The organism is Pseudoalteromonas sp. NEC-BIFX-2020_002 (assembly GCF_013002825.1).
Classification (GTDB): domain Bacteria; phylum Pseudomonadota; class Gammaproteobacteria; order Enterobacterales; family Alteromonadaceae; genus Pseudoalteromonas; species Pseudoalteromonas neustonica.
Genome location: NZ_JABEPJ010000025.1, coordinates 34843 through 56019, shown reverse-complemented (window position 1 = coordinate 56019; position 21177 = coordinate 34843). Strand labels below are relative to the sequence as shown.

15 protein-coding genes are annotated in these 21177 nt (G+C 40.9%); 6 read left to right on the top strand and 9 right to left on the bottom strand.

What is annotated here, in order from left to right; all coding sequences use genetic code 11:
* Nucleotides 1-857: 857 nt before the first annotated feature.
* Together HJP15_RS20015 and HJP15_RS20010 are read right to left on the bottom strand one after the other, a co-directional pair.
* The gene (locus tag HJP15_RS20015) at nucleotides 858-1016 is read right to left on the bottom strand and encodes a YqaE/Pmp3 family membrane protein (protein WP_064485887.1); all 159 of its coding nucleotides are present in this window, start codon (nucleotides 1014-1016) and stop codon (nucleotides 858-860) included.
* A gap of 61 nt (nucleotides 1017-1077) precedes the next feature.
* The gene (locus HJP15_RS20010) at nucleotides 1078-1641 is read right to left on the bottom strand and encodes a BON domain-containing protein (RefSeq protein ID WP_170174462.1); all 564 of its coding nucleotides are present in this window, start codon (nucleotides 1639-1641) and stop codon (nucleotides 1078-1080) included.
* A gap of 326 nt (nucleotides 1642-1967) precedes the next feature.
* Here HJP15_RS20010 and HJP15_RS20005 point away from each other — a divergent pair, with 326 nt between their 5' ends.
* Nucleotides 1968-2624 (top strand): LiaF domain-containing protein, encoded by a 657-nt coding sequence (locus HJP15_RS20005; protein ID WP_054204419.1) that lies wholly within the window; start codon nucleotides 1968-1970, stop codon nucleotides 2622-2624.
* A gap of 738 nt (nucleotides 2625-3362) precedes the next feature.
* On the opposite strand, the gene HJP15_RS20000 is transcribed toward HJP15_RS20005, so the two are convergent.
* Together HJP15_RS20000 and pmbA are read right to left on the bottom strand one after the other, a co-directional pair.
* Nucleotides 3363-3779: a VOC family protein gene (locus tag HJP15_RS20000; RefSeq protein WP_054204420.1), complete on the bottom strand. Its 417-nt coding sequence runs from the start codon at nucleotides 3777-3779 to the stop codon at nucleotides 3363-3365.
* Nucleotides 3780-4144: 365 nt separating this feature from the next.
* Nucleotides 4145-5494 carry a metalloprotease PmbA gene (gene pmbA, locus HJP15_RS19995; protein WP_054204421.1) on the bottom strand — a complete coding sequence of 450 codons (1350 nt, stop codon included), beginning with the start codon at nucleotides 5492-5494 and terminating at the stop codon, nucleotides 4145-4147.
* A gap of 134 nt (nucleotides 5495-5628) precedes the next feature.
* On the opposite strand from pmbA, the gene yjgA reads away from it, so the two are divergent.
* Nucleotides 5629-6156 (top strand): ribosome biogenesis factor YjgA, encoded by a 528-nt coding sequence (gene yjgA / locus HJP15_RS19990; protein WP_054204422.1) that lies wholly within the window; start codon nucleotides 5629-5631, stop codon nucleotides 6154-6156.
* 89 nt (nucleotides 6157-6245) lie between these two features.
* Here yjgA and HJP15_RS19985 read toward each other — a convergent pair whose 3' ends face one another.
* The 4 genes from HJP15_RS19985 to HJP15_RS19970 form a co-directional block, all read right to left on the bottom strand.
* Nucleotides 6246-7616 (bottom strand): Gfo/Idh/MocA family protein, encoded by a 1371-nt coding sequence (locus HJP15_RS19985; protein ID WP_170174461.1) that lies wholly within the window; start codon nucleotides 7614-7616, stop codon nucleotides 6246-6248.
* A 768-nt stretch (nucleotides 7617-8384) separates the two neighbouring features.
* Nucleotides 8385-9458: a phosphotransferase enzyme family protein gene (locus HJP15_RS19980; RefSeq protein ID WP_249365899.1), complete on the bottom strand. Its 1074-nt coding sequence runs from the start codon at nucleotides 9456-9458 to the stop codon at nucleotides 8385-8387.
* 49 nt (nucleotides 9459-9507) lie between these two features.
* On the bottom strand, nucleotides 9508-10389 hold the full coding sequence (locus tag HJP15_RS19975) for a nucleotidyltransferase family protein (protein ID WP_170174459.1): 882 nt from the start codon (nucleotides 10387-10389) through the stop codon (nucleotides 9508-9510).
* A 95-nt stretch (nucleotides 10390-10484) separates the two neighbouring features.
* Nucleotides 10485-11855, bottom strand: coding sequence for an MBL fold metallo-hydrolase RNA specificity domain-containing protein (locus HJP15_RS19970; RefSeq protein WP_170174458.1), 1371 nt, complete (start codon nucleotides 11853-11855; stop codon nucleotides 10485-10487).
* 315 nt (nucleotides 11856-12170) lie between these two features.
* Between HJP15_RS19970 and HJP15_RS19965 the strand changes: the two genes are divergently transcribed.
* From HJP15_RS19965 to HJP15_RS19950, 4 genes are all read left to right on the top strand, one after another.
* Nucleotides 12171-12653 carry a DUF721 domain-containing protein gene (locus tag HJP15_RS19965; RefSeq protein WP_170174457.1) on the top strand — a complete coding sequence of 161 codons (483 nt, stop codon included), beginning with the start codon at nucleotides 12171-12173 and terminating at the stop codon, nucleotides 12651-12653.
* A 362-nt stretch (nucleotides 12654-13015) separates the two neighbouring features.
* A complete protein-coding gene (secA, locus tag HJP15_RS19960; RefSeq protein ID WP_054204426.1) occupies nucleotides 13016-15724 on the top strand; it encodes a preprotein translocase subunit SecA in 2709 nt (902 codons plus the stop codon).
* Nucleotides 15725-15883: 159 nt separating this feature from the next.
* Nucleotides 15884-16279: an 8-oxo-dGTP diphosphatase MutT gene (mutT, locus tag HJP15_RS19955; protein ID WP_054452747.1), complete on the top strand. Its 396-nt coding sequence runs from the start codon at nucleotides 15884-15886 to the stop codon at nucleotides 16277-16279.
* Nucleotides 16280-17210: 931 nt separating this feature from the next.
* A complete protein-coding gene (locus HJP15_RS19950; RefSeq protein WP_054452750.1) occupies nucleotides 17211-19283 on the top strand; it encodes a M13 family metallopeptidase in 2073 nt (690 codons plus the stop codon).
* Between the two features lie 976 nt (nucleotides 19284-20259).
* Here HJP15_RS19950 and galU read toward each other — a convergent pair.
* Nucleotides 20260-21168 carry a UTP--glucose-1-phosphate uridylyltransferase GalU gene (gene galU / locus HJP15_RS19945; protein WP_170174456.1) on the bottom strand — a complete coding sequence of 303 codons (909 nt, stop codon included), beginning with the start codon at nucleotides 21166-21168 and terminating at the stop codon, nucleotides 20260-20262.
* Nucleotides 21169-21177 lie beyond the last annotated feature (9 nt).

Below are 21177 nucleotides of genomic sequence, written 5' to 3'. Positions count from 1 at the left end.
AGTTTACCTCGCGCACTGCCTGAAACAACACAGAAAAAGCATATATCCCGCCTAGTTTATTACTTACTTAGAATCTATTACTTTCCTAGAACCGAATATCTTTTCCAAAAATTCGCGCGGCATAAAGACCCGCCTACGCAAATTTAAACTGCTATGATTTAACCACGGCCGTAGGCGGGAGTTTACCTCGCGCACTGCCTGAAACAACACAGAAAAAGCATATATCCCGCCTAGTTTATTACTTACTTAGAATCTATTACTTTCCTAGAACCGAATATCTTTTCCAAAAATTCGCGCGGCATAAAGCCCCGCCTACACAAATTTAAACTGCTATGATTTAACCACGGCCTCAGGCAGGATTTACCTTGCGCGGATTTTCTTAAAATTTGGGACGTAAGTTAATACTGAAGAATTCTGGTGGGTCATAAGTGCATGCTCTCTATTAATAAATAGCATGCACTTATAATTTGAATGTAACCATCCTAGCTAAAATCCTTTTTGATCCTTGTGCAAACACATACCTTAAATAGGCAGTTCCAAAAAATGTCCGTATAAATATAAATCTCCTTTTAACTCCTGAGTCAATCCTTGTAGTTTTTATTATCCTTAACTAATCAACTTGATTATTTGTTCATTCCTTGGGTCATATCAATAACTCGCTTCCACTGTTGCGCTGTCCATAACGCTTTTGGGAGACGTGTTTTTTCTTCCTGATTGTGTTGCGCTACCTTTTCCATAAAGATCTCCTGCTACGCTTTATTTACCCAAACAACCTCAAGATACAGAAATTCATATTTTGAAATGGCTTGAATATGCTACCGTCCTTGCTGTTCATTCCTTGTCGCTAACTAATAAATTTAACGTTTCGCAATAATGTATATTGCATGTATTAGGCCTGGAAAATAACCTAATAGCGTTAATAAAATATTAATCCAAAATTGTGCACCTAGACCAACTTGTAAAAACACACCTAAAGGCGGAATTAAAACCGATAATAAAATACGTATTAAATCCATTGTTTACACTCCTTGTTATAAGAGTAGAAAGCCCAGCCTAGCTGGGCGTTTCTAACTAAAATTACTCTGCGATAATAGTTAAATTATCAACTACATCACGTACATCTTCAGCATTTTTAGCAATTTTAACCGCTAGTTGCTTTTCAGCATCAGAGTCTACTGTACCATTGAGTGTCACAACACCTTTGTCAGTATCTACATCAATATCTGTACCGCCAACTTCTGAGTTGAATAAATAACGTGTAGTAATAACAGTACTAATTTTTGCGTCAGTTAAGTCACTTTCAACGCTATCGTTATCGTTATCGTTGTGCTTGATTTCAGCATTTTTTACAACGGTAAGCTCATTATTTACGCCCAATACACCATCAAGACTTAGTACTAGTTCTTCAGCTAACTCTTTATCAAGCTCGCTTTCAACTTTACCTGTCAGTACAACCTTGCCATTTTTTACATCTGTGTTAATGTCAAAATTGTTTAGGTTAGTGTTCATTAAAAGAACTGTTTCCGCCTTTCCATCAATCCAAGCATCTTTACTTTCATTTTCCCAGCTACTTGCTTGAGCACTCATAGCAGTTGTACCAAGAACTAAAGCGGCAATAATAGATTTGTTAAATGTTTTCATAATCTTTTTCCTTTTGATTTAAGACAATTAGAGTAATGCGAACATCAGGCCAACTTTTTAAATCATTAATATCAACAACTTAAGCGGGGCCTGGTTTATATCTCTTTCAACATGTGGTAATAATTTACAGGCTATTAAGTAATTTGTTCTCATGGTTGTTAAATAAACCAATTAATAGTGTTGTTCGTTAATATTTCATTAATTTAAAAAGGTAAAGTATCTTTTAAATAAATAAACAGCTGATTTTTAACAACTAAAAAAATGGCCTAAGCTTTGCTTTACAAAAGAGCCATTACAAAACAACAAAGTCACTCAAAGGAAAACTCATGACTGTAAAATTAGAAGATCGCCCAATTGAACAAGTGCGTGAACAAGTTATTGATCAATTAATCTATAACTACAGCCACGCGGTTATTTCTGCAGAAGCCTTTGAGCGTCGATTGGACCAAGCAATGGAAGCCACAAACAACCAAACTCTAATCGATCTGGTGAGTGACTTAGAATTAAAAGCCGACAGTAGCTATCAATCTGAAAAACGTGCCCAATTTTCTCCTAACTACAGTAACAACACTAGTGATGAAGGACTGCACCTACGTAGTATTCTTGGGTCAAACGAACGCAGTGGCCAGTGGGTTGTGCCAAAGGTGATCCATCTTACTAACCTACTTGGTTCAATAGAATTAGATTTTACAGATGCTATTTTTCAGCACCAACACATTACTATCCATGTAAATTGCTTATTAGGCAGTGACGAAATTTATGTACCTGAGCACGTTAACGTGGTTTCTAAAATATTCAGTGTTGTTGGTAGTGTCGAAAATAAATCGGTGTCGCTCAATAAACATCAAGGGCCAACAATTACCATTGAAGGCAAAGTGGTGCTTGGCTCAGTTGAAATAAAAATTAAACGCACAATAAAAGAAAAGTTTGTCAGCTTTGCCAACAGCCTAAAAACAAGCTGGCAAGGAAAAGATAAGTATTAAAGCGCCCTCCTACGTGCAGGTATATCGTAGGAACAGGCTTTAGCCGTGATAATAGTTGTGTTTGGCTGTGATGATTCGTTTGGCTGTTAATATTTTGTTTGAATAGCGTGAAACCCATCGGCGCTAAAGCGCTCTCCTACGTGTAGCTATATCGTAGGAACAGGCTTCAGCCGTGATGATAGTTGTGTTTGGCTGTGATGATTCGGTTTGGCTGTTAATATTTTATTTGAATAGCGTGAAACCCATCGGCGCTAAAGCGCGCTCCTACGTGCAGGTATATCGTAGGAATAGGCTTTAGCCGTGATAATAGCTGTGTTTGGCTGTGATGATTCGGTTTGGCTGTTAATATTTTGTTTGAATAGCATGCGAAACCCATCGGCGCTAAAGCGCTCTCCTACGTGCGGGTATATCGTAGGAACAGGCTTCAGCCTTGATAATAGTTGTGTTTGGCTGTGATGACTCGGTTTGGCTGTTAATATTTTGTTTGAATAGCGTGAAACCCATCGGCGCTAAAGCGCGCTCCTACGTGCAGGTATATCGTAGGAACAGGCTTCAGCCGTGATAATAGTTGTGTTTGGCTGTGATGATTCGGTTTGGCTGTTAATATTTTATTTGAATAGCGTGGAACCCATCGGCGCTAAAGCGCGCTCCTACGTGCAGGTATATCGTAGGAACAGGCTTTAGCCGTGATAATAGTCGTGTTTGGCTGTGATGATTCGGTTTGAATTTTGTTCCAAATCATAAATCGTTATTTCGCTCACTGGGAATATCACTTAAATACTCAACAAACTCTACTTCAAAACCAGCAGGATCAATAAAGTACACATTTTTCCTGAATGGATTATCTGCACCTGGTTTAGCAATGCTATAACCCGCATTTTCTAAACGCGAAATAACCGCAGCTATATTACTAGTCACATAAGCAAAATGCGCAAGGCCAACTTGGTGTCCTGTTAGATTACGATTAGGTTGCTCACCATTATCGCTAAGTGCTAGATACTGGCGATCATCTCCAAAGTGCAACCATTTACGTGGTTTTCCATGCCAATCACCTCGCCCTTCGCTTCTGATAGACCAATGTGGAAAAGCGGCCTTATAGAAATGTAGCATCTCATCAACATTACTCACGACCAAATTTACGTGCTCTAAATACATAATAAATACCCTTTATTTAAAATAATTTAAGTCACAATAAAACCTCAACAATAGTTGAGGTAAAGTGTTTTTATTTAAAATTGGATAATAAAAAGATAACCGATTTGCGCGGCATAAAGCCGCGCCTACGCAAATTTAAATATCTGAGTTAATCATACCTGTAGGCGGGAGTTCCCCTCACGCAGGCTTGATAATTTATGAGGGGTTATAATAACTGAATTTGCGCGGCGTAAAGCCCCGCCTACAACAAACCCAAACATCTGAGTTAATCATACCTGTAGGCGGGAGTTTACCTCGCGCAATGTTATGCTTATGGCTGATGGCTGACGGCTGACGGCTGACGGCTTACAACTTCAAGCTTTAACCTAACTTCCCGCAACCTGCATTTGTTCAATCAATACCGAGCCTGTTTGAATACCACCACGACGCTCTATATCGCCACCAATTCCACTAATTGCCTTAAACATATCTTGTAACTTACCGGCAATGGTAATTTCACTCACTGGATATTGAATTTCACCATTTTCAACCCAGAAACCCGCTGCGCCACGAGAGTAATCACCCGTTACTGTGTTAACACCTTGGCCCATTAGCTCTGTAACCAATAAGCCTGTGCCCATTGTTTTTAATAATGCAGCTAAATCAGCATGAGTTTGCTCAACCAACCAATTATGAATGCCACCAGCATGGCCTGTTGGTGTCATATTCATCTTACGTGCAGCGTAGCTCGCTAATAAATAAGTTTGTAACTGACCACCTTGAATGATCTCACGATCAATTGTTTTTACACCCTCACTATCAAAAGGAGATGACGCTAAGCCTTTTAAAATATGCGGACGTTCTGAAATATTAACGCAATTGCTAAATACTTGTTTACCTAAGCTGTCTAATAAAAAACTCGATTTACGATATAGTGCACCACCGCCAATAGCCGACACTAAATGCCCAAACAATGAGTTGGCAATATCAGCTCTAAAAACAACCGGGACTTTCATGGTGCCTAACTTTTGGCTATTAAGTTTTGCTAACGTTTCAGTGGCAGCTTCCAGACCAACTGAAGCCGCATCATTTAACCCTGCTTGGTCACGTGCTACAGTGTACGCAGAATCACGCTGCATTTGTTCGCCATCTTTACCTATCACCATAGTGCTAATGCTATGACGTGTGCGCGGGTAACCAGTGATTAAGCCATGGCTATTACCATATACTCGTAAGCCTTGATGTGATGAAAAACTAGCGCCGTCAGAATTCACAATGCGCTCATCAGCATTGAGTGCAGCTTGTTCTGCCGCATGACATAACTCGATGCCCTCTTCAGGGCTCACATCCCATGGGTGGTATAAATCTAAATCAAGTGGAGCAAATTCAAGTAATTCCTTATCGGCAACACCATTATGCGGGTCATCAGATGTGAACTTTGCAATATCAATTGCTTTTTCGACGACGGTACGTAACGTTTTAGGATTTAAATCAGCCGTTGATGCAGACCCTTTATGATTACCAACATAAACGCTGATCCCTAATCCACCGTCTTGGTTAAACTCAATCGTTTCGACCTCACCCATACGTGTGCTTACCGATAAACCTGATGTGCTCGACATCGCCGCTTCGGCTCCAGTTGCACCAAGTTTTTTTGCATGCTCTAGCACTTCTGCCACGGCATCTTTGACTTGAGAAATTTGAGTGTAAATAGGATCTTGCTGTTGGCTTTTCATATTTTAGGTCCTGAGCTTGTAACGCTTACAATATACTTAAATGCTAACACACTCATCGCATTGCATCAGCTAATATTAATCATTAAAAGAATCGCGTATAATGCCGACAGTTAACGTTATTATATGAGCACCCCATGGCGAAGAAAAAAGGCAAGCCTGCTGAAATTGAAGAAGAAATTATCTATGTATCAAAAAGTGAACTCAAACGCGAAGCGCAAGAGTTTCATCAGTTAGGTTCCGAAATTGCCAAAATGGGGAAAAAGCAGCGCGAACGCTTACCCTTAAATGACGATTTAAAAGCTGCAATGGTTGTTGCTGATAAAATCAGCAACAAGAGCGATGCATACCGTCGCCACCTAAACTACATAGCAAAAACATTACGTACTGTTGAAAACATCGAAGACATAAAAGCGATTATCGACATCATGCTTAATAAAAATAATCAGGCTGAAGTTATGATTAAAAAAATTGAGCAATTACGTAGTGACTTAATAGCACAAGGTGATGATTTAATTAATCAAACAATTGAAGATTACCCTGCACTAGAGCGTCAAAAAATGCGTCAATTAGTGCGTAATGCTGCCAAAGAAGCTAAAGCAGAAAAGCCAGCACGAGGCTATAAAGAGCTTTTTCAGTATTTAAAAGAAACAATAATGTCATAATATTAAATATTATTGATATTAAAAAAGCCCATTAATACAACGTATTAATGGGCTTTTTTATTTGTACACTAAAGCGCTGACGCCCTAGCCTAGCTAACAATACCTAATGGTTGGGCATTTTTCCAAGCACCCCGAGTGAAATCAGGGATATCAATTGATGCACTGCGGTTGCTGACTGACTGCGCCGATAACGGCGATATGACCGACCATGCTGCGCCATCGTATACATCTTGATCTAAAGCTTCGCCATTGCGTAAACAATAAATCATGCGCCAAAACATTAAAAAGTCCATGCCGCCATGCCCGCCATTACGCTGCGCTTCTTCACCCATTTTAGTCCATAACGGATGATCATATTTTTTATACCAATCTTCCATTTCATAATCCCACTCATGAAAACTCTTAGAGCCGCCTTCTTCAAGCGCGATACGATTTGGAAAACCAGCAAATACACCATTAGTGCCTTGAATTAAATTATGACGAGAATAAGGCCTTGGTGTAGTCGTATCGTGCTGGACCATAATACTGCGCCCTTTGATTGTTTTGATAAGCGTGGTGTTCATGTCACCAGCGATGTAGTTAAGTTGATTGCGTTGATGATCTGCAGGAAACTCTTTTTTAGCGTAAGCACTGCGGCCTAAAGCGGGTGAACTCATCGACGTTAAAAAATCAAAACGATCGCCACGGTTAATATTCATATACTGTGATACCGGCCCTAAGCCATGTGTTGGGTATAAGTTACCATCACGCTGAGCATGCCACGCAGTACGCCAGGAGCCCGTTTTATGCTCAAGCTCTTTCATCTGCCAACGTAGCTCATGAATATACGCCGCTTCACCATGCAATAACTCGCCAAATACACCTTGGCGAACCATATTCAATACCATTAACTCATCGCGGCCGTAGTTGACGTTTTCCATCATCATACAGTTCTTTTGGGTGCGCTCTGCGGTATCGACAATTTGCCACATTTCTTCAACTGTTAATGCCAGTGGTACTTCAACAAATGCGTGCTTACCGCTATTCATAGTATCAATCGCCATCGGAGCATGCCATGCCCAGGGGGTTGAAATAATAACAATATCAATATCATCGCGATTAAGCATTTCTTGATAGGCGTTATCAGCTCCTGAATATAGCGCAGGCTTTGGAAGGCCTTTATCTGTTAAGAATTTTGCTGAACGTTCGAGTACTTCTGTATGCGTATCGCAAATGGCTGTTATCTTAGTACCCGCAATATGACTCATGCGTTTTACATGACCATAACCACGCTGGCCTACACCTATAAAGCCCACTCGTACAACATCCATTTTTGGTGCAATTAAACCAATAACTGAACGCCCTTGTTGTGCTGGCGTAACTGCTCCGCCATTAACGCCACTTGCACACCCTGCCACAACACTTGCTGCAGCCGCTGCACTGGCCGCTTTTAAAAAGTCTCGACGATTAAACTGCTTCATTATTATTATCCTTGAATTAACCTGTTTTTAACTTACCTAAAACAGGTTAAGAGGTAAAGCTGATAGGGATAGATAGCAGAAAAAGGAGATTAATGTAGGAGAGCGCTTTAGCGCCGATAGATTTCGCACAGGTATTCAAACCGAATCCATAACAGCCAAACATAACCATCATCACGGCTGAAGCCTGTTCCTACGATATACCTATACGTAGGAGAGCGCTTTAGCGCCGATGGATTTCGCACAGGTATTCAAACAGGACCTTAACAGCCAAAAATAACCATCATCACGGCTGAAGCCTGTTCCTACGATATACCTACACGTAGGAGAGCGCTTTAGCGCCGATAGGGTTTCGTGCGATGTTCAAGCAGAATATTAACGGTCAAACAAAACCATCACAGCCAAACATAACCATTATCACGGCTAAAGCCTGTTCCTACGATATATCTACACGTAGGAGAGCGCTTTAGCGCCGATGGGTTTTGCACGGTGTTCAAACAGAATATTAACAGCCAAACATAACCATCATCACGGCTAAAGCCTGTTTCAACAATATACCCGCACGTAGGAGAGCGCTTTAGCGCCGATGGGGGAAATCACACAATATAAGATTAAATCAAAATAGAGAGTGCAATCACGGCTAAAGCCTGTTCCTACGATATATCTACACGTAGGAGAGCGCTTTAGCGCCGATAGGGTTTATCAAAGTACAACCCCTTAAGAGCAAATGCGGCTCTTAAGGGTTATCTGTTGTGATTCAATGAAATCTAGTTAAACATCACTTAATATAGCTTTAAGCGTGCTTTTTTTAGCTAGAATATCACGATATAACGCAAACTGATTTTGCGCACGTTCAAGGTTATGATTCGCATGCTTGATCGAGAAATAATGATCACCATCAATGTAATCAGTTAAAAAACGTAAACCAATCATAAACGTCATTACCTTTGTGCCTAACCAAAAACTTTGCTTTTCTTGTTCAGTGATTAGGTCTTTTAAAGGTTCCACATATCCCTTAACAACCGCTTCAAAAATGTCTTCACGCACACGCACGTTTGCTAAGTTTGTTGAATCTTCTTGTTCTGGAGAACAAAAAGTTCGCACCATATCACCAAAATCATAAAGCCAATAACCTGGCATGCAGGTGTCTAAATCAATAACGGCTTTTGCACCATGTGATTTATTACAAAACAACATGTTGTTAATTTTAGTATCGTTATGACAAGGGCGAATTGGTACAACCCCTTTCAATGCATTTAATTCATCAATTAAACCAAATTGAGATAAGCAAAAATCAACCTCTGCTTGGCAACTTGCTAAACGGTTTTCAGGATCGGCTTTGATAACGTCTGTTAATTTTTCAGCGCGCATTGCTAAATTATGAAAATCAGGAATAACATGGTGTAACTGCTTCGCATCAAAATCTTCTAACGCAACAGCAAACTGGCCAAATGCATTGGCCGCAGTTTCTGCTTGTGAAGTATTTGCCACTACATCTTCACTATAACTGCCGCCAATAAATTCGAGCGCACGCCACAAACCTTGTTCACATTCAACTAAATAATCATCGCCAACCGTCGCAACATGACGAATAATATCTAAATTATATTCGCCTACTTGATGCTTTTGCGTTAAATGGGATTCAATTAAACGTGCGTTTTTAACCAGCATATCTGGTTCAGGAAAAACGTCGGTGTTGAGTTTTTGGACTACTAACGACTTGCTAGGCACGCTTAACAGCATAGTGCTGTTAATATGGCCACTTCCAATCGGCTTCATGCTGACACGTTCATTGCCTAGACCAAAATTCTCAGACAAGTAAACCGCAGTGGGATTTGACTTCATACTTACTTCGCTATTTTTGTGCCCAGAAAAAGGCAAGATCGGTGCTATTTCATCCGTGACGTAATTCATATAATTTACCCGCAACATCCTGTAATTCAGATTTATAGGTCACTCCATACCAGGACTCTTGCGCAGTATAAACGGTGACACTTTGTTGATTATTTGTGATCGTTTGTTGAATTTGATCAGGCAAATAATACTCCATTTTGACACCGTTGTCATATTTTTGCAGGAAGTTATCAAAACCGGTTTCTAATCTATTGAAAAATGAAGGCGTTAACCCCCAAAAACTCATTGAACCTAGCGCGTCATCAGCAATGTGAACCCGCTGTTGCTGTGGGTTTTCACCCATAAGTGAGTTGTTTTCTATGCTTATGTTTAAAAACTCAATAACATTTATAAGCTGGTTATTTTGGATCTTGCAAACACCTCGATTAACGCCTCCTTGATTAGATAAAGTATTGATAATTGGGTAACCAACCATCGCCCAATCTGAGTGTAATTTAAAATGTTCAGCCAATAAATTAAATGACGAAGTTCCATAATAATCATCAGCGGTAATCACAATAAAAGGATTATGTATATGCTGTTTTGCGCACAATAACGCATGACCCGTGCCCCAAGGCTTTACACGTTCATCAACCAGTGATTTAAATTGCACTGGCACTAAATCAATTCGCTGCTCAACCAACACCACATCAAGATCTAAAGGCAGACGCGGTAAAATAACCTGCTCTATTTCACTGCGAACAGCCTGGTTGATTATAATAACCACTTGAGTCACACCTGCAGCATATGCATCTGCAATACTTAACTCCATGATGGTACAGCCTAATCCTGATATTTCAGCAATTTGCTTGTTGCCACCAAAGCGACTGCCTAAGCCGCCCGCCAATATAACTAAACTCAAATCATGTTTTTTAATATTCATTTTCAACCATTTTTATTATTCTCGATTCTTAACGACCTAAGTGTATCAGTTTTAGCACTTGTCTCTATACCCAAATATAGTTATCTAAATAACAACTATTTTGCAATTTCGACTGCGGTTGCCTGCCCTAAAATAGCCTTGTACTTTTGCGCTAATGCTTGCTTTGCTTGTTCATCGCCGTGCACAATTTTAATCAAAGCAGGCTTTTTGCGCATTCCTGTTACAAACTTAACTAAGCCTTTTTGATCTGCGTGAGCGCTGTAACCACTAATTGTGTGAATTTTAGCGCGTATAGTCACTTTACTGTCGTTAATATGCACATAACCCCCACGTGGGCCATATGTTTGAATGTCTCGACCAAGTGTTCCACGGCCTTGGTAACCAACAAAAATTATATCCGTTGTTTTATCTGACAAAAATCGGCTCAGGTAATTCACAATTCGGCCACCTGTGCACATGCCACTCGCGGCAATAACAATTGCAGCTTCGTCTCGCTTACTTAAATACTCAATCACTGCAAGATGCTCTTTATGGCTATCAACAGTATGTAATTGTTGAAAATCTAACGGGTGACGGCCGTTCGCTAAACGCTTTTTAGCTTCATCATCCCATAGACTTTTAAACTCTCGATATTTACTCGTAAAATTAGCCGCCATAGGCGAATCAACAATTACATTAATACTTTGCCAAGATGGGTTTTTACGGGCGCTGTGAATAATTTGCTCTAACTCGTAGAGTAACTCCTGCGTACGCCCAATGCTAAAAGCAGGCACTAATACAACGCCGTTGTCTGCAACCGCTTTTTCAATCACTTTTTTAAGCGTTGATGTTCGCTCTTTTCGCCCTTGATGGTTTTTATCGCCGTAGGTTGATTCAATCACGAGCACATCAGCCTTATAAGGCGCTTTGGGGCTTGGTAACAGCGGCGTATAAGGCGCGCCTAAATCACCAGAAAACACCACACGCTGAAGGTTAGGTTTTACCCCTACATCGACTTCAACATAAGCTGAACCAAGAATATGCCCAGCACGCTGAAACCGAGCCTTTGTAAGGGGTAACTCATTACTGCCAGGTAACTCAAACCACTGATTAAATTCAACAGCGACAATACGTTTTTCAAGTAAACTTAAGCAGGCATCTATGATTTTTTGATCTCGTGTTACACCCACTTTAAGAGCATCTTCAATCACCAAGGGCAACAAGCTTGCTGATGCCTTTGAGGTAAAAATGGGTCCACTAAAACCAGCAGCAAACAAATAAGGAATACGGCCAACATGATCAATATGGCAATGAGTCACGATTAATGCCGTAACGGTAGAAATATCAAAATCGATTGCTAAATCTGGCCCCGCGTCTTCACCTTGAAAAATACCACAATCAATCAGCACCGATTCAGTACTTGTATAGTCGAGTTGATGACAAGAGCCTGTCACCCCATTCACCGCTCCATGGTGTGTAATATTCATAATATATCCTTATATGTTTAAACAATGTACAGCGAGATTAAAATATATCAGCACAAAATAAAAGAGATAAACATAATATCCACACGTAGGAGAGCGCTTTAGCGCCGATGGATTTCGCACAGGTATTCAAACCGAATCCATAACAGCCAAACATAACCATTATCACGGCTAAAGCCTGTTCCTACGATATATCTACACGTAGGAGAGCGCTTTAGCGCCGATGGGGTTACTTAATTTGAAATGCCAGCATTAATCATTGCTTTGTATTTGCAATCATTTAAAATAAATTTCTTCGTTCTAAATACTGGTGTTTTCATGGCTAAAGACAGGTTCGCACCAAAGCCTTTAAACGATATTATGGCGGGCCTCAGCGGCAGATTGGCGTCATATGCAGGCAAAAGCCAAGCTCTCGATAAGCAGCAAACTTTACTGAGTGATTTTTTAGGCGCTAATTTAGGCGGTAAATGTCGCGTAAGTAACTATCGCGATGGCACACTTATGATCGAAGCGGTATCAGCACCTATCGCACTGCGTTTAAATTATTTAAAGATGGATATGCTTTCACATTTTCGAGCTGCTGGCATGGCTGAGCTTGGGCAAATAAAAATTACTGCAAATCCACAAACTACGCAGCGCTTGAGCCCAAACACCACTACAAAAATGAATAACAACGCACCCGCAGCTAAACAACCCCCCATGAGCGAACAAACAGCAGATTACCTCACCGCAATTGCCTCAAACGCCCCTCCTTCGCTTAAAGCAAAGCTAGAGCGACTCGCACGGCACGGGAAAAAGTAAGCCTTCTTTGATAATAAGCCAGCCGATTGCTTTGTTTTCACCCTTGATTTTATTTTATCCACCTCCATATATTCATCGTTAATGTAATAAATGAGCAAGATTAAAGTTATCTTTACGGTATTTACGAAATTTTTAAGTTAAAAATGGGCATCTTGATGAACAGGTGGTTCGTTGTTTCGCAGAGTCTGGTATAGTAACGCACGTAATAAATGATGCATTTTGCAGCGTTTATTAAAATTGCTAATTAATATGTTCTTTTTATGAGCAGTATATTAATTAGTAATGATCCCAAAACGCTTGGGCATATCAAAATGGGTTAGCTGATAATCGGCTAACAAAGAATATATTGTAACGGTTTTATCATGATATCTAATTTATTTACCAAGATTTTTGGTAGTCGCAATGACCGCACTATTAAAAATTTAAGAAAGACGGTCGCGCTGATCAACGCACTTGAAACGCAACTAGAAGCGCTTTCAGACGAAGATTTAAAAGCCAAAACAGCAGAGTTTAGAGAACGTTACGATAACGGACAAAGCCTTGATGACATTCTGCCAGAGGCCTTTGCTGTGGTACGTGAAGCATCAAAGCGTGTTAATAGCATGCGTCACTTTGACGTACAGCTTCTTGGCGGTATGGTACTAAACCAAGGGCGTATTGCAGAAATGCGCACCGGTGAAGGTAAAACACTTACTGCAAGTTTACCGGCTTACTTACGTGGCTTAACGGGTAAAGGCGTCCACGTTATTACCGTGAACGACTACTTAGCAAAACGTGATGCTGAAACAAACCGTCCACTATTTGAATTTTTAGGCTTAACAGTTGGCTGCAACGTACCAGGTATGATGCCGCAGCAGAAAAAAGAAGCCTACGCTGCCGATATTACTTACGGTACAAATAACGAGTTTGGTTTTGATTACCTGCGTGACAACATGGCGTTTAGCATTAACGAACGCGTACAACGTCCACTTTACTACGCAGTAGTGGATGAAGTTGACTCAATTTTAATTGATGAAGCGCGTACTCCGCTTATCATTTCAGGCCCAGCTGAAGATAGCTCTGAGCTTTACACTGAAATCAATACCATCGTTCCTACTCTTGAACTACAAGAAAAAGAAGACGAAGAAGGTATTGAAGGCGATGGCGATTTCACAATCGATGAAAAATCTAAGCAAGTTCATTTAACTGAACGCGGCCAAATTAAAGTTGAAGAATTACTAACCGAGCGCGGTTTAATAGCAGAAGGCGATTCGCTTTACTCTGCAGGTAGTATCACTTTACTAAGCCATGTTTATGCTGCATTACGCGCTCACAAGCTCTATCAAAAAGATGTTGATTACGTTGTAAAAGAAAACGAAGTAATCATTATCGATGAGCATACAGGCCGTTCAATGGAAGGGCGTCGTTGGTCTGAAGGTTTACACCAAGCTGTTGAAGCTAAAGAAGGTGTAAAAATTCAAAACGAAAACCAAACGTTGGCATCAATCACATTCCAAAACTACTTTCGTATTTACGAAACCCTTGCAGGTATGACAGGGACTGCCGACACTGAAGCATTTGAGTTTCAGTCAATCTACGGCCTTGATACTGTTGTTATGCCAACTAATAAGCCAATGATCCGCGATGACCGTGCTGACCTAGTTTACTTAACGCAAGAAGAAAAATACGAAGCAATTTTAGTCGATATTAAAGATTGCCAAGAGCGCGGCCAGCCAGTATTAGTAGGTACAATTTCGATTGAAAGCTCAGAGTACTTATCGCAATTTTTACGTAAAGAAAAAATTAAGCACAACGTACTTAATGCTAAGTTCCATGCCCAAGAAGCCGACATCGTTGCTGATGCAGGTTTACCTGGCACAGTAACCATTGCAACTAACATGGCCGGTCGTGGTACTGATATTGTGTTAGGTGGTAACTGGAATAGCGAACTTGAAAAACTTGATAACCCAAGTGATGAAAAAATAGCTGAAATCAAAGCTGCATGGCAAATACGTCACGATGCAGTAATTACAGCTGGCGGTTTACATATTATTGGGACCGAGCGCCATGAATCTCGCCGTATTGATAATCAGCTTCGTGGTCGTTCTGGTCGTCAGGGTGATGCTGGGTCAAGCCGTTTTTACTTATCAATGGATGACGCATTAATGCGTATATTTGCTGGTGAACGCATGACTAACATGATGCGTAAACTCGGCATGCAACGCGGCGAAGCCATCGAGCACCCATGGGTTAACCGCGCAATTGAAAACGCACAACGCAAAGTAGAAGCACGTAACTTTGACGTTCGTAAACAATTACTAGAATACGATGACGTAGCAAACGACCAACGTCGTGTTGTATACGCACAACGTAATGAGTTACTTGTTGAAGGCGATATTTCAGAAACCATCACGGTTATTCGTGGCGATGTACTTGGTAACACAATTGACCAATATATTGCACCGCAAAGCCTTGCTGAAATGTGGGATATCCCAGGCCTAGAAGAACGCTTAAAACAAGATTTCTTGATCGAGCTACCAATCACACAATGGCTAGCAGACGACAACAAGCTTTACGAAGAAAAGCTGCGTGAACGAATCGAAGAAGAGATCAATACCGCATACAAGCAAAAAGAAGAGCAAGTTGGCGAACCAGTACTTCGCCAGTTTGAAAAAGCAATTATGCTGCAAAGCCTTGATCAACATTGGAAAGATCACCTTGCTGCAATGGACCATTTACGCCAAGGTATTCACTTACGCGGTTATGCACAAAAGAACCCTAAGCAAGAATACAAGCGTGAATCGTTTGAATTGTTCTCAGAGATGCTTGAAAACCTTAAAATCGACGTAGTAAGTATTTTAAGTAAAGTACAAGTGCGCGCTGAAGAAGACGTTGAAAAAATCGAAGAGCAACATCGCAAAAGCGAAAGCGCACCTCGCGAATATCAACACGAAGAAGTTGAGCACGTTGGCGGCGAAACACCACAAGGTGCCGTAGTCGCAGCTCGTGCGGAGCCAAAAGTTGGCCGTAACGAACCATGCCCTTGTAAATCAGGTCAAAAATTTAAACAGTGTTGCGGTAAATTAAAATAACCATATATTGTTAAGTAATAATTAAAAAGCGACGCCTGCGTCGCTTTTTTTATGAAAATAATTAGGTGACAATAACCGATATAAGCTGGCTTTGGCGTTTATATTTACCGTAGGCGGGGCTTTACGCCGCGCAGATTAATTAAAAATAGAGATTAAAATATGACAAAAAAAATAATCCACGTAGCCGTTGGCGTTATCAAAGCTGGCAACACATTATTTATTTGCAAACGCCCGGACGATAAACACCAAGGCGGTTTATGGGAGTTTCCGGGTGGGAAAGTAGAAAGCGGCGAAACCGTATTTGAGGCACTAAAACGCGAACTTATTGAAGAAGTAGCATTAACGATTCACAGCTCAAGTCAGCTAATGGTCATAGAACATGATTATGGCGATAAATGTGTAAAACTAGACGTGCATGTTGTCACCGACTTCAGCGGCGATGCACATGGCGCCGAAGGCCAATTAAGCGCATGGGTAGCAATTGATAAGCTAAGCGAATACAACTTCCCCGCCGCCAATGTAGAAATCATCGAAAAAATAAAAACACAATTTTAAACTCCACCTCGCGCATTAACACCAAACCGCGCGAGGTAAACTCCCGCCTACAAATACACAAAATACCAGTGCTTAAATTTGCCGTAGGCGGGGCTTTACGCCGCGTAATTAACAAAAACACCAAACCGCGCGAGGTAAACTCTCGCCTACAAATACACAAAATACCAGTGCTTAAATTTGCCGTAGGCGGGGCTTTACGCCGCGCAAATTAACAAAAACACCAAACTGCGCGAGGTAACCCCCCGCCTACAAATACACAAAATACCAGTGCTTAAATTTGCCGTAGGCGGGGCTTTACGCCGCGCAATTAACAAAAACACCAAACCGCGCGAGGTAACCCCCCACCTACAAATACACAAAATACCAGTGGCAACATTTGCCGTAGGCGGGGCTTTACGCCGCGCAAATTAACAAAAACACCAAACTGCGCGAGGTAAACTCCCGCCTACAAATACACAAAATACCAGTGCTTAAATTTGCCGTAGGCGGGGCTTTACGCCGCGCAAATTAACAAAAATACCAAACCGCGCGAGGTAAACTCCCGCCTACAAATAAACCAAACACCCATTCTTAAATTTGCCGTAGGCGGGGCTTTACGCTGCACAAATTAACAAAAACACCAACTGCGCGAGGTAACCCCCCACCTACAAATAAACACACATTGCTTAAATTTGCCGTAGACTGGGCTTTACGCCGCGTAAATTAACAAAAACACCAAACCGCGCGAGGTAAACTCCCGCCTACATCGGCTTGAACAACTTTGATTCTGCTCTTCGATAAACTTTGTTACATATTAGCTACTATCGTTGCGTGTAACTGGTTTATTGTTGTTACGAACAGGTTTAAGATGGGGTCAGAGAATATTCTATCGAAATACTTTATTTATTCGGTTAACTGATTATTCATACAACAACTAACAAACGAGACTCTCATGAAAAAAGTAACTCTTACTGCAGCAAGTATTGCACTTGCTTTGGGACTAGTCGGCTGTGGCGATAAACAAGAACAAACAAAAGCCCCAGAAACAGCGGCGGTTAGCGCACCAGTTGAACAATTAAATTCAGGCATTGAATTAGCGAACATGGATAAATCAGTCCGTGCTCAGGATGATTTTTACTACCACGTAAACGGCCAATGGCTAGCAACGACAGAAATCCCGGGGGATAAATCTAACTACGGCTCATTTTCACAGCTATATGACGAATCACAAAAAGCCATGAAAACAGTACTTGAAAAAGCAGCAGCAAGTACAACAGCAAAACCAGGAAGTGATGAGTACAAACTTGGCGCTTTCTTTAAAAGCTACATGGACGAAAATGCGCGTGAAGAACTTAACATTTCACCGCTAATGACACAGCTAAATACGATTGACGCAGTAAAAAACAAGTCTGACCTCGTTACATTAATGGCGCAACTTCGCATGCAAGGCGGCAGCGCCCCATTTGGTTGGTATGTAAATAATGACGCAAAAAATTCAAGCGAATATGCCCTGTATGCTTACCAATCAGGTTTAGGCTTGCCTGATCGTGATTATTACTTAAAAGACGATGAAAAATTCACTAAAATCCGCGCGGCTTATAATACCTACGTAACTGAAGTATTAAAGCGTGCTGGTGTACAAAAACCAGAGCAACAAGCAAAAGCTATTGTTGCACTTGAAACCAATATTGCACAAGCGCAGTGGAGTCGTGTAGAGCAGCGCGATGCAACTAAAACATACAATAAAATGAGTGTAGCTGATGCCAGTAAATTAACAGGAAGCTTTGACCTTGTTGAATATTTTAAAGCATCTGGCGTGAATACTACTGATATCATAGTGGGTCAACCAAGTTACTTTGAAAAATTTGCCGATATTTACGCAAAAACCGATGTAACAACATGGCAAAATTACCTTAAGTTTCACTTTGTAAGCAACTATGCAGGCCTACTAAATAAAGACCTTGTTGACTTAAACTTTAACTTTTACAGCACAACATTACGCGGCGTAGAAGAACAAGCGCCACTTTGGAAGCAAGCTGTTGATGCGTCAAATGGTGTGCTAGGTGAAATTTTAGGCAAAGTCTACGTTAAAGAAAACTTCCCGCCTGAAGCAAAAGCGCGTATGGAAGAACTCGTTGATAACGTGATCAAAGGCTATGGCGTAGCAATTGAAAACCTTGAATGGATGAGCCCAGAAACTAAACTTGCTGCAAAAGAAAAACTCGATAAATTCACACCAAAAATTGGCTACCCTGACAACTGGAAAGACTACTCAGCGCTAAGCATTAATGCTGATGAGCTCGTAGGTAACTATATTCGCCATAGCGAATGGTCATACGCAGATATGATTGCAAAGTTAGGTAAACCAGTAGATCGTTCTGAATGGCACATGACACCACAAACCGTTAATGCCTATTACAACCCGGTTAATAATGAAATTGTATTTCCAGCCGCGATTTTACAACCACCATTTTTTAACTTAGACGCTGATGATGCAGTAAATTATGGCGCAATTGGCGCTGTAATTGGCCACGAACTTGGTCATGGCTTTGATGATCAAGGCGCTAAATACGATGGTGACGGCAATTTACGTAACTGGTGGAGTGAGTCTGACCTTAAGCAATTTGGTGAGCGTACAGGTCAGTTAGTCGCACAATATAACGAATATAAACCATTTGAAGATGCGAACGTTAATGGTGAGCTTACATTAGGCGAAAACATCGGTGATTTAGGCGGCCTAACCGTTGCCCACACTGCGTACCAGCTATCTTTAGGAAATGATAAAGCACCGATTATTGATGGCTACACTGGCGACCAGCGCTTCTTTATGGGTTGGTCACAAATTTGGCGTCGTAAATATCGTGACGAAGAGTTACGTAATCGCCTAATGACAGATTCGCATTCGCCAAGCCATTACCGTGTAATTGGTATTTTATCGAACATGCCTGAATTTTATAAAGCATACGACGTAAAAGAAGGCGATAAAATGTATATCAAACCAGAAGATCGCGTAAAGATCTGGTAATACCGATTACACTGTAAGTTATTTAGCTCGTTAGAATAGCCATGCATTTAATAAAATTAACATCACCATTCTTACGATCAAAAAAGCCACCTTAAAATAGGTGGCTTTTTATTGCCCAAACAAAAGTAGTTGTAGGAACAGGCTTTAGCCGTGAAAATGGTTACTTGTGGCTATGATAATTCGTTTGAATACAGCGTAAACCATCGGCGCTAAAGCGCTCTCCTACGTGTAAATAATACTGTAGGAACAGGCTTCAGCCATAAGAACTCTTACTTGTGGCTATAATAATTCGTTTGAATACAGCGTAAAACCATCGGCGCTAAAGCACCCTCCTACGTGTAAGTAATACCGTAGGAACAGGCTTTAGCCGTGAAAATGCTTATTTTTGGCTATGATAATTCGTTTGAATACAGCGTAAAACCATCGGCGCTAAAGCGCGCTCCTACGTGTAAGTAACTCGTAGGAACAGGCTTTAGCCGTGAAAATGCTTATTTTTGGCTATGATAATTCGTTTGAATACAGCGTAAACCATCGGCGCTAAAGCGCTCTCCTACGTGTAAGTAATACCGTAGGAACAGGCTTTAGCCGTGAAAATTCATATTTGTGGCTATGATAATTCGCCTGAATACAGCGTAAAACCATCGGCGCTAAAGCACTCTCCTACGTGTAAGTAATACCGTAGGAACAGGCTTCAGCCGTGAGAATTCTTACTTGTGGCTATAATAATTCGTTTGAATACAGCGTAAAACCATCGGCGCTAAAGCACTCTCCTACGTGTAAGTAACCCGTAGGAACAGGCTTTAGCCGTGAGAATTTTACTTGTGGCTATAATAATTCGTTTGAATACAGCGTAAAACCATCGGCGCTAAAGCGCTCTCTTACGTGTAAGTAACCCGTAGGAACCGGCTTTAGCCGTGATTGCTTTATAATTTACAAAAAACGGTGATATATGCCACCGCTTTATAAAATAACTATTTTAAATAGCCTTTAAGTGTTTATTATCTGATTGCACTAAACCTGCAATAAAGCTTGAAAACTCTTCACCTAAGTTTTCATCGCGCATACCGTATTCTACAATCGCTTTCAAATAACCAAGTTTGTCACCACAATCGTGAGCACGACCACTCATATGAAATGCCTCTACGACTTCTTTTTCCATAAGCATATCGATTGCATCGGTTAACTGCACTTCACCGCCAGCGCCAATAGGTGTTTTAGCCAGTAGCGACCAAATTGTTTTTGATAAAACATAACGACCCACAACAGCTAAGTTTGATGGTGCATCTTCAATACTCGGCTTTTCAACCATCGTTTTAATTTTTGCGCTTTCACCTGCACTAATAGCTACACCATCAATGTCTGCAATGCCATATTTACTTACGTCTTGTTGTGGTACTGGCTCAAGCATGATTTGGCTAGCTGCCGTCTTATTAAAGCGAGCTATCATTGCAGCTAAGTTCTGAGTTTTTTGATCTGCTGTATAGGCATCAAGAATTACATCGGGTAATACCACAACAAAATCATCTTCACCAATAATTGGTTTGGCGCACAATACAGCATGACCTAAACCTTTTGCTTCACCTTGGCGTACATGTAAAATGGTAACATCCGACGGGCAAATTGATCGCACTTCATCTAATAACTTACGCTTAACACGCTTTTCTAACGTGGCTTCAAGCTCAAAACTTGTATCAAAATGGTTTTCGATCGCATTTTTTGAACTATGAGTTACTAGCACAATTTCTTTTATTCCTGCAGCAACACATTCATTAACAATATATTGAATAAGTGGCTTATCAACCACTGGTAGCATTTCTTTAGGAATTGCTTTAGTCATAGGTAACATACGCGTACCTAGTCCTGCAACTGGTATAACAGCTTTCATAGTTAGTCC